Origin of the sequence: Rhodoblastus sp. (assembly GCF_041915505.1) — a bacterium.
GTDB lineage: Bacteria > Pseudomonadota > Alphaproteobacteria > Rhizobiales > Beijerinckiaceae > Rhodoblastus.
Window position 1 is genome coordinate 1 of the sequence record NZ_JAYSBG010000037.1, and the last position, 14,701, is coordinate 14,701.

The window sequence follows — 14,701 nt, forward strand, 5'->3', positions numbered from 1 at the left end:
GCGCGCCTGCCGAACGGCCTTGGCTTTCGTCCTATCCGCCGGGCGTGCCCGCGGAAATCGATCTGACCGGCGCCGATACGCTGGTCGCGATCTGGGCCGAAAGCCGCGCCAAATGGGGCGGGCGCCGCGCGCTGGATTGTTTCGGCGTTCCGATGCTTTACGAGGAACTGGGCCGCCATGCCGACGCCATTGCCGCCTGGCTTCAGGGCGAGGGGCTGCAAAAGGGCGATCGCGTCGCGATCATGATGCCCAATCTCATGGCCTATCCGGTCGTCCTGCTCGGCGTACTGATCGCCGGCGGCGTGGTGGTCAATGTCAATCCGCTCTATACCGCGCGCGAGATCGAGCATCAGTTGGGCGACGCCGGCGCGCGCTTCCTGTTCGTGATGGAAAATTTCGCCCATACCGCGGCGGCGGCGGCACCGGTACTGCCGGTCGAGCGTTATGTCGTGGTCTCCGCCGGCGATCTGCTGAAATGGAAGGGCCCTTTGGTCGATTTCGTGGCGCGTCGCGTCAAGAAAATGGTCCCGCCCTTCGACCTGCCCAATAGCCTGACCCTGGCCGCCGCCCTGCGCGCGGGCCGCCGCCGCAAACTGGCCCCGGTCGCGGTCGGGCCCGACGACATCGCCTTCCTGCAATATACCGGCGGCACCACCGGAATCGCCAAGGGCGCGACGCTGCTGCACCGTAATGTCGCCGCCAATATCATGCAGGCGCGGCTGTGGTTCGGCGGCTTCCTGACGAATGACGGGCCGCAGGTGATGGTGACGGCGCTGCCGCTCTATCACATTTTCGCGCTGACCGTGTGCTGCTTCTATTTCCTGGCGACCGGCGGCGCCTGCCTGCTGGTGCCCAATCCGCGCGATATTCCCGGCCTCATCAAGCTGATGCGGCGCCAGCCCTTCACCATGCTGTCCGGCGTCAACACGCTTTACGCCGCGCTCGCGGACAATCCCGAACTCGCCAAGGTCGATTTTTCCAAAGTGTTCGGCTGCGTCGCCGGCGGCATGGCGACGCAGGAGGCGGTGGCGCGGCGCTGGCGCAAGCTCACCGGCAAGCCGATCGTTGAAGGCTATGGCCTGTCGGAAACTTCGCCCATCGTCTGCACCAACCGGTTCGACATCGAGGCCTTCACCGGAACCGTCGGCTATCCGCTGTCGTCGACCGATATTTCGATCCGCGACGCGCAGGGCGAGGTCGTCGGAAAAGGTGAAGCAGGCGAGCTTTGCGTGCGCGGACCGCAGGTGATGGCGGGCTATTGGGGGCGGCCCTATGAGACCGCCGTGGTCATGACCGAGGACGGTTTTTTCCGCACCGGCGACGTGGCGATGGAATTGCCGGACGGTTCGATCAAGCTGGTCGACCGGCTCAAGGAAATGATCCTGGTCTCGGGCTTCAACGTCTATCCGAACGAGGTCGAGGACGTTCTCATGCAGAATGACAAGGTCGCGAGCGTCGCCGTGGTCGGCGCGCCGGACCCGCATTCCGGCGAGGCCGTGGTCGCCTTCATCGTCCGGCGCGATCCGGACCTGACCGCCGAGGAACTGATCTCCTTCTGTCGCGAAAACCTGACCGGCTACAAGATTCCGAGGCGGATCGAATTCCGCGAGGATCTGCCGAAATCCAATGTCGGCAAGGTGCTGCGCCGGGTGCTCAAGGATGAGATTTTGCGCGGCTGATCTAGACTGGCGTTTCAGTCCGGCGTCTGGCGTCGCCGCACGCCGCCCGGCGGCAGGTTGAACCAGCGTCGGCAGGCGCGAAAGAACACGCTCTGCTCGGCGAAGCCCAGCCGATGGGCGATTTCGGCATTGGATAGCCGGGGCTCGGCGAGCAGGCGCTGCGCGAGATCGCGCCGCGTGTCGTCGACGATCTTCTGGAAGGACAGTCCGCGCTCCTGCAGGCGGCGCTGCAGGGTGCGATCGCTCACCGCCAGGGCTCGCGCGATGTCCTGCCGGCGCGGCACGCCATGGACGAGACCTTCGCCGATCGCCTGCTCCACGCGGCGGACGAGATCGCTGCGGTCGATATGCTGCAGCCGTTGCGAAATCATGTCCCGATTGACGGATTCGATCGCTGGATTATGGCCGGGCAGCGGCGCGTCGAGCACGGCGCCGTCGAGGTCGACCGCATTGACGCCGGCGTCGAAGGTCACCGCGCAGCCGAACACCGTTTCATAGAGGGCCGGGTCGGGCGGAGCCGGATAGGCCATGAACACCGCGCGCGGATGCAGATTGGCGCCTGTCAGCCATTTGCAGAAGGTGAAGAAGGTCGCCATGGCGAATTCCACCCGCTGGCGCGGCGGGGCCTCGCCGCCGCCGTCGATTTCCAGACCGATGCGAAGGGCGCCGCCGTCGAGATCGGTCATCGGCACGCGCGCGGCGTCGCTGACCAGGCGCAGATAGCGCGCGAAGGCGCCGAGCGCGCTGCGCAGATTGGCGCTGGAGAGCATGGCGTAGCTGACGATGTCGAAATTGGCCGGTTTCGGCATGGCGAAAAACTTCAGTCCCAAGGCGTCGTCGCCGGACATTTCCGCAGCCAGCCGCCACAGCCGACTGAGCTTTTCCGTTTCGATCCGCACGTCGGGCGCGTCCAGCAGGGCCTTGTCGATCCCGGCGCGGCTGAGCAGGAGATCGACGTCGAGCGCGCGGCGTTCGAGCAGGTCGATCACGCCCTTGACCCAGGCCGAGGAGGTCGCGCCGCTCGATCGCGGCGCAAGGCGCGGCAAGTTGAGGCGCGGCAAGTCAATGCGTTGGCTGTCTCCGGTCAATGATCGTCCCCGGCTTTTCATTAAACTGCAAAAAATGCGGCAGGCGAGACGCCTGCCGCCAAGCACTTTCGCGTCTTTGCACTTTGGCGTCTTTCCTGCGCCGCATGAACGAGGGTCGAAACAAGCAGGCCGATGCGCATTTTCGTGCCGTGGAATCTCCCGCTTTATCCGCCGGTCAAACTTGCGCTCCTCGCCGACGCGCTCGGCGCGGAAGGCGTTTCGTCGAATGCGCTGCTGAACGACGCGCGGCTTGATCCCGCGGCGATCCGCGCCGCCTCCGCCACGGTCTCGATCGATCAGATGATCGCCGTTTTCGCGGCGGCGGCGCGTTCCGGCGCACCGCAGGGCGCGGCTTTTCGCGCCGGGCGCCGGAACCAGATCACCTGCTATGGCGCCTATGGCTTCGGACTGCTCAGCAGCCCCGATTTCCGGCAGGCGATCCGTTTCGCGGTGGATTATCATCATCTCGCCGCGCCGACCGTGCAATTGTCGATCGAGGAGCGCGGCGCCTGCGCGGCGTGGGTCTTCGATCCGCTGCCGCATCATCGCATCGACCAGGCGCTTTACCGCTTCATCGTGGAAATGCAGATCGGCACTTTGGTCGCGCTGCACAGCGAATTGCTGGGCGAGGCCTTCCGCCCGCGCGAACTTCATCTCGCTTATCGCCGCGACGATTTCGCGGCGTCCTTCGAGCGCGAGTTCGACGCGCCTTGTTTCGTGGAAAGCGGGCGGAACAAGCTGGTCTTCGACGCGGCCTATCTCGACCGGCGCCATCCGCGCGGCAATACGACCAGTTTCGCCGAAATGGAGCGGCTCTGCGAGCGGGCGACGCAGGATATCGAACGCAGCGGCGGCATGGCGGCGAAAATGCGCGCCTGCATCGCCGCTGCGGATCGCGAAGCCCTGTGCTTCGACGCCATCGCGCGCCAATTGAACATTCCCGAGCGCACCTTGCGGCGACGCCTCAGCGACGAGAACACGTCCTTTTCCGAACTGGTCAATGACGTGCGGCTCGTCGCGGCCGTGAAGCTGCTGCGCGACTCGCTTTTGCCGCTGGAGGATGTCGCCGGCGAACTCGGCTTCAGCGACGCCGCCAATTTCCGGCAGGCGTTCCGCCGTTGGACCGGATTTTCGCCGCAGGAATTCCGCCGCCGCGCCGCGCCGGCGTGAGGGTGCGACGCGGCGTTCGACTCCGGGATCGGATTTTTGGTTGTGGGCTGGCAGGACGCTGCTAAGAAGTCGAGACGGAGGGCGGAACGGCGCGGCCAGAACCGGCTCCAACGGATGAAGCCAGGATCCAACCATCGCCTTTCCGCCCCCTCACGATCTGCGATTCAGAACGCGGCTTCCTCGAAAGCCATCATGGTCTTGGCCCCGGAGGTGATCGCCTGCAGCAGGGCGCCGGTCTGCGGCAGCAGGCGCTCCATGTAGAAGCGGGCGGTGAGGACCTTGGCGCGGTAGAACGCGTCGCTCTCCGCCTTGGGCAGGCTGTTCTCAGCCATTCGCGCCCAGAGAAAGGCCAGAACCGTCAGGCCGAACAGGCGCAGATAATCACTCGCCGCCGCACCGGCTTCGTCGGGACGGACCATGCCCTTCTGCGCGACATGGGTCGTCGCCTGTTGCAGGCGAACAAAAGCCTTTTCCAGTGGGCCGATGAAATCGGCCAGAGCCGGGTCGGTCTTTTTCGCGGCGATATAATTCGAGATCGGATGGAACACGCTGCGCAGATAGCGACCGGCATGAGCCGGCATCTTGCGGCCGACCAGATCGAGCGCCTGCACGCCATTGGCGCCTTCGTAGATCTGGGCGATGCGGCAGTCGCGAACGAATTGCTCCATGCCATGTTCGCGGATGAAGCCGTGGCCGCCATAGACCTGCATGCCGAGATTGGTCGCCTCGAAGCCGAGATCGGTCATCAGGGCCTTCACCACCGGCGTGACGACGGCGATGAAATCATCGGCGTTGCGGCGCGTCGCCGCGTCGGGATGGTGTTTGGCGATATCGAGGCTTTTCGCCGCCCAGACGGCGAGCGCGCGGCAGCCTTCGATATAGGCGCGCTGGGTCAGCAGCATCCGGCGGATGTCGGGGTGCACCATCAGCGGATCGGCCGGCTTGTCGGGATATTTGGCGCCCGACAGCGAGCGGCCCTGCAGGCGCTCGCGGGCATAGGTCGCCGCGCCTTGATAGGAGCCTTCGGCCAGCCCGAGGCCCTGCGCGCCGACCGCGAGGCGCTCGGTGTTCATCATGGCGAACATGGCCTGCATGCCCTTGTTGGGCTCGCCGATCAGCCAGCCCTGCGCGTCGTCGAAATTCATCACGCAGGTCGACGAGGCCTTGATGCCCATCTTGTGCTCGATCGAGCCGCAGGCGACGCCGTTGCGCGCGCCGAGCGAGCCGTCCGGCTTGACCAGAAATTTCGGCACGACGAACAGGCTGATGCCTTTGACGCCCTTGGGCGCATCCGGCAGGCGGGCGAGAACGAGATGGATGATATTGTCGGCGAGATCATGTTCGCCGGCCGAGATGAAGATCTTGGTCCCGGTAATCCGGTAAGAGCCGTCATCCTGCGGCGCCGCGCGGGTGCGCAGCAGGCCGAGATCGGTGCCGCAATGCGGCTCGGTCAGGCACATCGTGCCGGTCCATTCGCCGTCCACCAGCTTGGGCAGATAAGTCGCCTTCAGCTCCTCGGACCCGAAACCGTGCAGCGAGACATAGGCGCCATGCGACAGGCCGGGATACATGCCGAAGGACAGGTTGGCCGAGCAGAGCATTTCCTCGACCAGAATATTGACTGCCGCCGGCAGGCCCTGGCCGCCATAGGCCGGATCGCAGGCGATCGAGGTCCAGCCGCCCGCGCGGAACAAATCATAGGCTTCCTTGAAGCCCTTGGGCGTGCGCACCACGCCGTTCTCGAAATGGCAACCTTCCTCGTCGCCGGAGCGGTTGAGCGGCTGGATCACTTCCTCGCAGAGTTTGGCGGCTTCCTCGAGCACGGCGTCGACCGTGTCGCGGGAGAAATCCTCATAACCGGGCAGCGACGTCAGATCGTCGCCATCCATCAGATCGTAGAGCACATAGCGCATGTCGCGCAGCGGGGCCTTATAGGCGGGCATGGAGCTTCCTCTCTCTGCTTTCGCGCTGTCGCGGTCAGTTGCGGAGCGGCTTGCCGGTTTCGAGCATGTGCTCGATCCGGGCCAAAGTGTCGGGATCGCGGATCAGTTTCATGAAGCCTTGACGCTCGAGTTCGAGCATCCGGTCTTCGGTGACAATCTCGGTCGGATCGGTATCGCCGCCGGTCAGGATTTCGGCCAGCGCGCCGGAGACGACAATGTCATGCTTGGTCGCCTTGCCGAGGCGGGCGAAACCGTCGACCGCCATGTTCAGCGCGACGCGGCCCGAAGGACCGGGCAGCACATAGGTCGGCGGCTCCGGCGGCTTGTAGCCTTCGACCAGCGACAAGGCCTTGGCCTTGGCGTCGGCGAGCAGGCGATAGCGGTTCATGGTGATCCCGTCGTCGGGACGCAGGATCAGCATTTCCTTCGCCTCGGCGGCGGATTTGGCTACGGTCGCGGTGCTGATATATTCGAACACCTTGGCGACGGCGGGCATAGGCCCTTTCGGAAGCTTGCCGAGGCCCTGCCAGCGCGCCAGCATTTCCTTGCAGCCGCCCCAGCCCGGAATCAGGCCGACGCCGACCTCGACCAGACCGGCATAAGTCTCGGCATGGGCCTGGATCGCGTCCGAATGGAGCAGGATTTCGCAGCCGCCGCCGAGCGCCATGCCGGCAGGCGCCGCCACCACGGGGAAGGGGGAATATTTCAGCGCCTTATAGGTGAATTGCCCCATGCCGACGAGGCCCTGGATTTCGTTCCAGCCGGCGATATTGGCTGCGAACAGAGCGAGGCCGAGATTGGCGCCGACCGAGAAATTCGAGCCTTCATTATAGACCACCAGCGCCTTGTAGCTCTTCTTCACCAGCTCGATGGTCTTGGTGAGCAAGGCCACGATATCGGCGTCGAGCGAATTCATCCGGCTGGTGAATTCGAAACAGAGCACGCCGTCGCCGATGTCCCAGACCGAGGCCGAACCATTCTTCAGCACCGGCTGCGAATTCAGCTTGATGTCTTCCAGCAGCAGCACGCCGTCGGGGCGGGTCAGCGTGCGGTAATCGCCGTCGAGCGTCAGCGCCTGTCGCTTGCCGGTTTCGATGCGATAGAAGCTGCGGCCCTGCGCCGCGCGCAGGATCGGCGGCACGATGCGGCCTTCCTGCTCCAGACGGGCGATGAACCAATCGACGCCGATCTTGTCGAGCAGTTCGAATGGGCCGCTCTTCCAGTTGTAGCCGAGCCGCATCGCCTCATCGATCGACTCGATCTCGTCGGCGGCGTCGCCCACCAGAGCGGCGGCATAAGACAAGGTCTCGCGCATCACCGTCCAAGCGTAGCGGCCGTGGACGCTGTCATGCTCGAACAATTTGGTCAGGCTCTTGCCGGCGGCCTCGACCGCCTCGACGCGGGCCCTCTTCTGGACGCGATAATCGCCGGTCTTGAGGTCGATGGCTTCCTTGCGCTTGTTCAGCTCGCGATTGACGCGATAGAAGCCGCCCTTGCCCTTGCGGCCGGTATAGCCGTCCTTGATCATGCGCTCGATCAGAGGCGCGGGACGGTTCATGCCATGGAAAGCGTCTTCCGGCGGCAGCGAGGCGGCCATGCTGGCGTTGATATGCGGCATCAGGTCGAGGCCGACAAGGTCGATCAGGCCGAACACGCCGGTCTTGGGAATGCCGAACGGCCGCCCGATGATGGAATCGGCGTCCTCGATGTCGAGGCCCAGTTCAAAAGCCGTGACCACCGCCGATTGCAACCAGTAGACGCCGAGACGATTGGCGATGAAGCCGGGGCGATCCTTGCAATAGACCACGCTCTTGCCGAGCCGGTAATCCGCGAAGGCCGCAACGTCAGCGCCGGCATCGGCGCGGGTCTGCGGGCCGGTCACGATCTCCAGCAGCCGCATGTAGCGCGGCGGGTTGAAGAAATGGGTGATGATGAAATCCCGCGCAAAGCTCTCGGGCTGGCCCTCGACCAGATTGTGCAGCGGGATCGTCGAGGTGTTGGACGAGACCACGCTGCCCGGCTTGCGATGGGCTTCGATCTTGCCGTAGAGCGCCTGTTTGATGTCGAGCCGCTCGATCACGACTTCGACGATCCAGTCGCAATCGGCGAGCAGATCGAGATGGTCCTCGATATTGCCGGTGGTGACCAGCTTCGCCGCCGCCTTGCTCATGAAGGGCGCGGGATCGGTCTTCAGCATTTTCTCGACCGCGCCTTCGGCGACGGCGTTGCGATTGGTCGCGCCGGCCGGAACGATGTCGAGCAGCACGACCGGCGCGCCCGAATTGGCGATTTGCGCGGCGATGCCGGCGCCCATGACGCCGGCGCCGATGACGGCGACCTTCTTGATCTCAGCCATCACACGGCCTCCAGAATGGTCGCGATGCCCTGACCGCCGCCAATGCACTGGGTCGCCAGCGCGTATTTGCCGCCTTCGCGCTTCAGCAGGCTCGCAGCCTTGCCGACGATGCGCGCGCCGGTGGCGCCGAGCGGATGGCCGAGCGCGATGGCGCCGCCGTCGAGATTGACCTTGTCGATCTCCAGACCGAGATCGCGGACGCAGGCGATGGACTGGCTGGCGAAGGCCTCGTTCAGTTCGATCACATCGAGATCCTTGGCCTCGATGCCGGCGCGCTTCAGCGCCTTGCGGCTGGCGCCGACCGGGCCGATCCCCATAATGTCCGGCTCGCAGCCGCAGACCGCGATGCTCCTGATGGCGGCGAGAATGGCGAGGCCATTCTTGCGGGCGTAATCCTCGCTGGTCACCAGCACAGCCGAAGCGCCGTCGGTGAGCGGCGAGGACGTGCCGGCGGTCACGACGCCATTGGCGTTGAAGGCGGGCTTCAGGGTGGCGAGGCCTTCCAGCGTCGCCTCGGGACGGATGCAACCGTCGGCGTCGACGGTCCCCTTGCGCCCGACGATCGGGATGATCTCATCGGCCAGCTTACCGGCGGCCTGGGCGGCGGCGGCGCGCTGGTGCGAGCGCACGGCGAACGCCTCCTGCTCGGCGCGTGAAATCTTCCAGCGCGCGGCGACATTTTCGGCCGTATCGCCCATGCCGATATAGGCGTCGGGCATTTTGGCGTAGAGATCGGGATTGGGCAGGGGGTTGAAGCCCATCATCGGCACGCGGCTCATGCTCTCAACGCCCGCGCAGAGGAAGGCTTCGCCGGCGCCGGCGGCGATCGCGCCGACAGCCATATGGATCGAGGTCATCGACGAGCCGCAGAAACGGTTGACGGTGGCGGCGCCGAGCGATTTCGGCAGGCCGGCCATCAGGCTGACGAGGCGGGCGACATTGAAGCCCTGCTCGCCCTCGGGGAAGGCGCAGCCGAGGATCAGGTCTTCGATATCCTCCGGCTTGACGCCGGTTTTCTTGACCAGACCGGCCACCACCTGGGCGGCCAGATCGTCCGGACGGACCGAAGCCAGATTTCCCTTCTTGGCGAGCGCGAAAGGAGAGCGCGCGTAGCCTGCAATGACCGCCTTCGTCATTTTAGTCTCCAATTGTCAAAACGTGCATTGAGCGAGGCCGATCGCGCGGATCGGTCGCGGCCTGTCCTGTCGGGATCGAGTGTGGCTGTCGACAACCGACGCCGGCGCGACGCGCTTTTGTTTCCGCCCCATTTTCTTGTTCGCCTCTGTAGGTAAAATGCAAAGCGGCTCGGGTCAAGAAAAAAGTTTATATATGAACTATTTTGAGTCGAGCCGGCGGGCGGCGCGATGCGCTCGGCCTTTGCGAGCGCGCGGAAGATACGTTTGGAGGAAACGTTCGGAAGGCGGGATCCGTTTCGTCAAGGGCTGACGAAACAGATGGCTGACAGGCGGATTGGCCGCGCCCGGAACAAGGATGAACGCACGCAAGGCCGCCCGATCAAATCGGCCAGCCTAAGTCGTTCTTTAATTTTGTAAAAATGGAGCGGGCGAAGGGATTCGAACCCTCGACCCCAACCTTGGCAAGAGGCGGAAAGCGTTCTCTCCGATGCGATGTGTTGCGCCGTCCAACGCAATTCCAATATTATTCAATAGGATAAATACGACAGAGTCCGCCAGGCTGCGCTCCACTTTTCTGCTTCCTGCTTACCCGCTGCTTACCCGTGTGCTATGATGCCGACCGGGTAAGCAAACCAGAGGAGGCAGGCGATGGCAAGAATCACAAAGCGGCTCGTCGATTCCCTTCGCCCTAAGAAGGCCAACGAAAGCGAGTCTGGAGATGAGGAAACTGCGCCAGATTCCAAGAAAGACGTTGTCGCCTGGGACGACGAACTACGGGGCTTTGGGGTCCGCTTCAAGCCGACCGGCGTGGGCGCCTATATCATACAGTACCGAAACCCCGAGGGCAGGAGCAAACGCCTGACGCTGGGCTCCGTGGCCGAGTTGACGGCCGAGGAGGCCCGCAAGCTCGCCCGCAACAAGCTCAGTAGCGTCGCGCAGGGAGGTGACCCCGTCGCGGAGAAGCGCGCCGCGCGCGCGGCCCCTACCGTGGCAGAGATCTGCGACTGGTATCTCGAAAAGGCGGAGAGCGGCGAACTGCTCGGCCGCCGTCGTCGCCCGATCGCCAAGAAGACCTTGGCCCTCGACCGCAGCCGGATCGAAACTCATGTCCGTCCTCTACTCGGGGATCGAAAGGTCCAAAGTCTGGCGCTCACCGACATCGAACGCTTTCAGGCCGATGTCGTCGGCGGGAAGACAGCCAAACCCCGGAAGGGTCGCGGCGGCGTGACTACCGGCGGCGCCGGCGTGGCGGGCCGCACGGTGGGGATGCTGCACACGATCTTCGAACAGGCCGCCCGGCTGCATCTTATCAGCCATAACCCCGCGAAGGGGGTCCGCAAGGTCAGCACGGACAACAAGGTCGAGCGACGCCTGTCGTTGGGGGAGATTGCCGCCCTCGGCAAGGCGATCCGCCAGGCGGATGAGGAAAGTCCCGTCGCGCTGGCGGCGATTCGCCTCATGCTCCTGACCGGCTTCCGTCGAATGGAAGTGCTGACGCTGGAGCGGGCCTGGATCGATCCGGATGCCCCATGCGTGCGCTTTCCCACGACGAAGAGCGGCGCCCAGCTTCGCGCCGTCGGCCAGCCGGCCCTCAAGCTGCTTCTGGCCCAACCGTCCGGCGGAGAAGAGAATCCCTACGTCTTCCCGAGCGAGACTGGCGACGGCCACTTCGTTGGCGTCGTCCGGGTTCTCCAGCGGCTCTGCCTAGTGGCCAAGCTCGAGGGCGTAACACCCCACGTTCTTCGGCATACCTTCGCCAGCGTTGCCGGAGACCTCGGGTTTTCCGAACTGACCATCGCGGGCCTGCTGGGACACACCGGGCGGGGCGTCACCCAGCGCTATGTCCACCTCGACAAGGCTTTGCTCCTCGCAGCCAACAAGATCGCCGAGGAGATCGAGCAAGCCCTCGGGAGGGCTCCTGCCCGACAGTCCGATGGGTGGCTGGGCCGACCCTCTGGGGAAGGGGAACGCCGTATCGATGCCGCTTGAATTTCGTAGTCCTAAGAGCTATGTGTTTCTTGTGCTCGGCGGGTACTGCCGGGGATGAGCGTTTACGTCACGAAGGAGTTCGCCCGGTTTGCCCGAAAGGCGAGCCTAGCTGTTTGATCCCAGGCTTTAATGGTGCAATCTTTTCGCTGGAATGGAAGGATGCGCTATGGGCCAGGTTCTACACGGATGCGCCACGACGACTGAGGCGGTCCGTCGAGCGATACAAAATAGTCAAGAGAGCCTGAGGACGCTGGCGAAGCGTTACGGGATCAATCAGAAGACGGTGCGCAAATGGCGCAACCGAGCTTCGGTCGCTGACCTGCCGACCGGCCCGAAAGAGCCGAGGTCAACCGTGCTGTCGGTCGAGGAAGAGGCGATCGTCGTCGCCTTTCGCCGGCATACGCTGCTGCCGCTCGACGATTGTCTTTATGCGTTGCAGGCGACCATCCCGCAGCTGACGCGCTCGTCACTGCATCGCTGCCTGCAACGCCATGGGATCAGCCGGTTGGCGGAGACGGAAGGCGACAAACCCGCAAAGAATAAGTTCAAGGCCTATCCGATCGGCTTCTTCCACATCGACATCGCCGAAGTGCAGACGGCGGAAGGGAAGCTCTATCTGTTCGTGGCGATCGACCGCACGTCGAAATTCGCCTTCGCGCAGCTCGTCGAAAAAGCCAACCGCGTCACCGCTTCGGCTTTCCTGGTCGCCCTCATTGAGGCCGTCCCGTACAAAATCCACACGGTCCTGACCGACAACGGCATCCAGTTCCGCCTGCCTCCACGATATTCCGACGGACCGACAGCCCGCTGGTCAACGCACATGTTCGGGCTCAGATGCCAGGAAAACGGCATCGAGCATCGCTGCACCAAGATCAACCATCCATGGACCAACGGGCAGGTCGAGCGGATGAACCGCACCATCAAAGAGGCGACCGTCAAACGGTATCACTACGACGATCACGACCAGTTGCGCCGCCATCTCGCCGACTTCGTCGACGCCTACAATTTCGGACGACGGCTCAAGACCCTCAAAGGCATCACGCCTTACGAGTTCATCTGCAAATGCTGGACCTCGGAGCCACAACGATTCAATATTGATCCGCTCCAGCTAATGCCGGGACTAAACAGCTAGGGCGCGGCTTTGTTGTCTCGCGAGGAATGACGGCGCCGACGGGGTCCCCGCGCGAGCTATCGCGTGGGGTGGCGACGGCAAGGGAAGAAAGTCGCGGCCGGCCGTTGCCGGCGTCCAGAGAGAGCCGGCGCCTCAGCGCCGCCGGCCTTCGGTCAGACAAGCCCTATCGAGGACGACGTGGGCGGCTCGGCCAAATCAGTTCCAGGACACGACAGCGGCTGTCGCCTTCCCGTCCCCAGGCAACCTGCCGAACGTTAGAACCCGCCGCCCGATCCGCGCCACGGCCCCGAACACCCGAGAGCCCCGCGCGCCACGCCCGCCCTCACGCCTGCATCCGGACGATGAGATTGAGCATCGCGGCCTCGAAGTGAAGAACCGCCGCCGCGTTCGCAACGCCGAGTCAGGACCGATCGGACTGGCTTGCCGAAGCCCAATTGGCGGCCGTCTGGCCGCGGCGACGGCATGTGGCGCACCATGTCCGTCTGGGGCGAGCGGCTCGCCGCTGGTCCAGATTGACGATTGAGCCGGCGCGCCACTCAATTTCGCGATCGAGCGCTGGATACAGTCGCCCGCGCCCGGTCCGGCCGGGGCGAAGAGGAAACCGATCCCCCGCCATGCGGCGATCTGCGGGTCGTTCTTCTTCAGGCGACGCCACAGCCCGGCAAGATCCCCTCCGTCGTTGGCGATCTCGGCCTTCAACTCCGGCCGCCCTTTGTCGACGGGCGCAACGTCCGGACGGATGATCCGGCCGGCGTCGCGCCAATCGTCATCGTCGAGCCGGCCCAGGTTGAAGTCAAAGCCAGGAAAACATGACGCCGGGGGCGGCAACGAGGGCCGCGTCGGCTGGGGCTTAAGTCGAGCAGAGGACGGTTCGGAGCGACGCGGCGTCGGGAAGGCGGGCAGGAGCGGTCATCGCCGCCCTTCTTCATCCGTCCAGGGGTTCAACAGCGGCGCCCCAAGCTGCGCAAAATCCTTGGTGTTGCGAGTCGCGAGGACAAGTTCGTGGACCAGCGCCGTGGCCGCGAAAAACCCGTCCATGACGGAAAGTGCAAAGCCGCTCCGGCGCGCTTGCGCCATCAGATCGCCCCAGCGTTCGGCGATCGCCTGGTCGATCGGCAGGATCCGCCCGGCGAAGCGCGCCGGCAAATCCTCGGCGAGCCAGGCGGAAAGCGCCTCACGGCGCCGGCCGTCGTCCATCAGGGCGACGCCGCGCCGCAGCTCGGCGATCGACGCGACGCTGATGAAGGCCCGGTCCTCGTCGATCGCATCGAGCCAAGCGAGCACTTTTGGATCGGGCGCCGGTCGGCGAACCTCCGACAGCACATTGGTGTCGAGCAGCACCTTCATAGATCAAGGTCGCGCGGCTGATCGCGGACCCGATCGAGATCGAGAGCGGAATCGCGCAGCGGCGACGCCATCAGAAATTCGGCCAGCGTCCCTTTGCGCACGGTTTTGCGCGCCCATTCCTCGGCCGACACGATGACGACGCTCGGCTTGCCGTGGCGGGTGATGATCTGCGGGTCGGTCTGGGCGCGCTCGATGACCTCGGACAGCCGCGCCTTGGCGCCCGCCACTGTCCAGTGATCGGATTCGGGCGCCGGCGCCTTTCGGAAGGTTGTCACGATCCGCTCCTATGACTATAATGACTATTATGACTATAAGGAGAATTGCGGCAATCTTCAACCGGCGCCGCGCGGGCAGGGCGCCGTTCCGGGATCATCCCGACGAAAACGGAAGGAAGCGCCGCGGGCCGCCGCGCGGGCTGACGCGGCTGGGGCGGTCGACCGGCCCCAAGCGGCCGACAGCGATCGTCGGGCCGGCAGGCCGGTTAAACCCTCGATCTGACCGACGAGGACCTCGCCGCGCTCGAAGCCCGCTGATGAACGCGCCCGGAAAGCGTCCGGAGGAGGGCAGGGGGCTGGCGGTGGTCGCGTCCTGTCGTCGATCGGAGGCCCGGCGGGCATGATTTTCGGGGCTCCGGGCCGCCAGAAGCGCCGATTTGCGAGTTCGCGCCGCTGACTATCGATAAGCCGTCATTATCGATAGTCAGTCTTGAGCGGAACCGAATGTTCTATGACGGAAGCCATCATCATGATAGCTTCTGTTTCGATGATTCCTGTTAAGGTTATCAAACCCTTGCTTTCCTACCGCCAGATCCCCGACCCGCTGCCCTGGGCGAAAATCGCCGGCCCGCTCGCCGCCGCCGAG

General features: G+C 64.5%; 11 protein-coding genes. 5 read left to right on the forward strand and 6 right to left on the reverse strand.

Going from position 1 to position 14,701, the window contains the following annotated elements; all coding sequences use genetic code 11:
• The coding region (locus ACE3S9_RS04445) for an AMP-binding protein (RefSeq protein ID WP_374545227.1) at positions 1-1,679 on the forward strand (1,679 nt) is incomplete at its 5' end.
• A gap of 14 nt (positions 1,680-1,693) precedes the next feature.
• Here the strand turns inward: ACE3S9_RS04445 and ACE3S9_RS04450 are convergent.
• Positions 1,694-2,767, reverse strand: a complete 1,074-nt coding sequence (locus ACE3S9_RS04450) for an AraC family transcriptional regulator (protein ID WP_374545228.1) — start codon at positions 2,765-2,767, stop codon at positions 1,694-1,696.
• A 132-nt stretch (positions 2,768-2,899) separates the two neighbouring features.
• Between ACE3S9_RS04450 and ACE3S9_RS04455 the strand changes: the two genes are divergently transcribed.
• Positions 2,900-3,937: an AraC family transcriptional regulator gene (locus ACE3S9_RS04455; protein WP_374545229.1), complete on the forward strand. Its 1,038-nt coding sequence runs from the start codon at positions 2,900-2,902 to the stop codon at positions 3,935-3,937.
• A 164-nt stretch (positions 3,938-4,101) separates the two neighbouring features.
• Here ACE3S9_RS04455 and ACE3S9_RS04460 read toward each other — a convergent pair whose 3' ends face one another.
• Genes ACE3S9_RS04460 through ACE3S9_RS04470 form a run of 3 tightly spaced genes read right to left on the reverse strand, consistent with a single transcriptional unit; the run spans position 4,102 to position 9,372 of the window.
• A complete protein-coding gene (locus tag ACE3S9_RS04460; protein WP_374545230.1) occupies positions 4,102-5,880 on the reverse strand; it encodes an acyl-CoA dehydrogenase C-terminal domain-containing protein in 1,779 nt (592 codons plus the stop codon).
• Between the two features lie 34 nt (positions 5,881-5,914).
• Complete coding sequence (locus ACE3S9_RS04465; RefSeq protein ID WP_374545231.1) at positions 5,915-8,236, reverse strand: 3-hydroxyacyl-CoA dehydrogenase NAD-binding domain-containing protein; 2,322 nt, start codon at positions 8,234-8,236, stop codon at positions 5,915-5,917.
• The gene (locus tag ACE3S9_RS04470; RefSeq protein WP_374545232.1) at positions 8,236-9,372 is read right to left on the reverse strand and encodes an acetyl-CoA C-acyltransferase; all 1,137 of its coding nucleotides are present in this window, start codon (positions 9,370-9,372) and stop codon (positions 8,236-8,238) included. Before ACE3S9_RS04470 ends, ACE3S9_RS04465 begins: the two co-directional genes overlap by 1 nt.
• 648 nt (positions 9,373-10,020) lie before the next feature.
• Between ACE3S9_RS04470 and ACE3S9_RS04475 the strand changes: the two genes are divergently transcribed.
• The 3 genes from ACE3S9_RS04475 to ACE3S9_RS04485 all read left to right on the forward strand — a co-directional run bounded on the left by ACE3S9_RS04475 (position 10,021) and on the right by ACE3S9_RS04485 (position 13,306).
• Positions 10,021-11,361, forward strand: a complete 1,341-nt coding sequence (locus tag ACE3S9_RS04475) for a tyrosine-type recombinase/integrase (RefSeq protein ID WP_374545233.1) — start codon at positions 10,021-10,023, stop codon at positions 11,359-11,361.
• A gap of 166 nt (positions 11,362-11,527) precedes the next feature.
• Complete coding sequence (locus ACE3S9_RS04480) at positions 11,528-12,493, forward strand: IS481 family transposase (RefSeq protein ID WP_374545234.1); 966 nt, start codon at positions 11,528-11,530, stop codon at positions 12,491-12,493.
• 519 nt (positions 12,494-13,012) lie between these two features.
• Positions 13,013-13,306: a hypothetical protein gene (locus tag ACE3S9_RS04485; RefSeq protein WP_374545235.1), complete on the forward strand. Its 294-nt coding sequence runs from the start codon at positions 13,013-13,015 to the stop codon at positions 13,304-13,306.
• A gap of 96 nt (positions 13,307-13,402) precedes the next feature.
• Here ACE3S9_RS04485 and ACE3S9_RS04490 read toward each other — a convergent pair whose 3' ends face one another.
• Together ACE3S9_RS04490 and ACE3S9_RS04495 are read right to left on the reverse strand one after the other, a co-directional pair.
• A complete protein-coding gene (locus ACE3S9_RS04490; RefSeq protein ID WP_374545236.1) occupies positions 13,403-13,840 on the reverse strand; it encodes a type II toxin-antitoxin system VapC family toxin in 438 nt (145 codons plus the stop codon).
• Positions 13,837-14,115 (reverse strand): type II toxin-antitoxin system Phd/YefM family antitoxin, encoded by a 279-nt coding sequence (locus ACE3S9_RS04495; protein WP_374545237.1) that lies wholly within the window; start codon positions 14,113-14,115, stop codon positions 13,837-13,839. Before ACE3S9_RS04495 ends, ACE3S9_RS04490 begins: the two co-directional genes overlap by 4 nt.
• Positions 14,116-14,701: the final 586 nt, after the last annotated feature.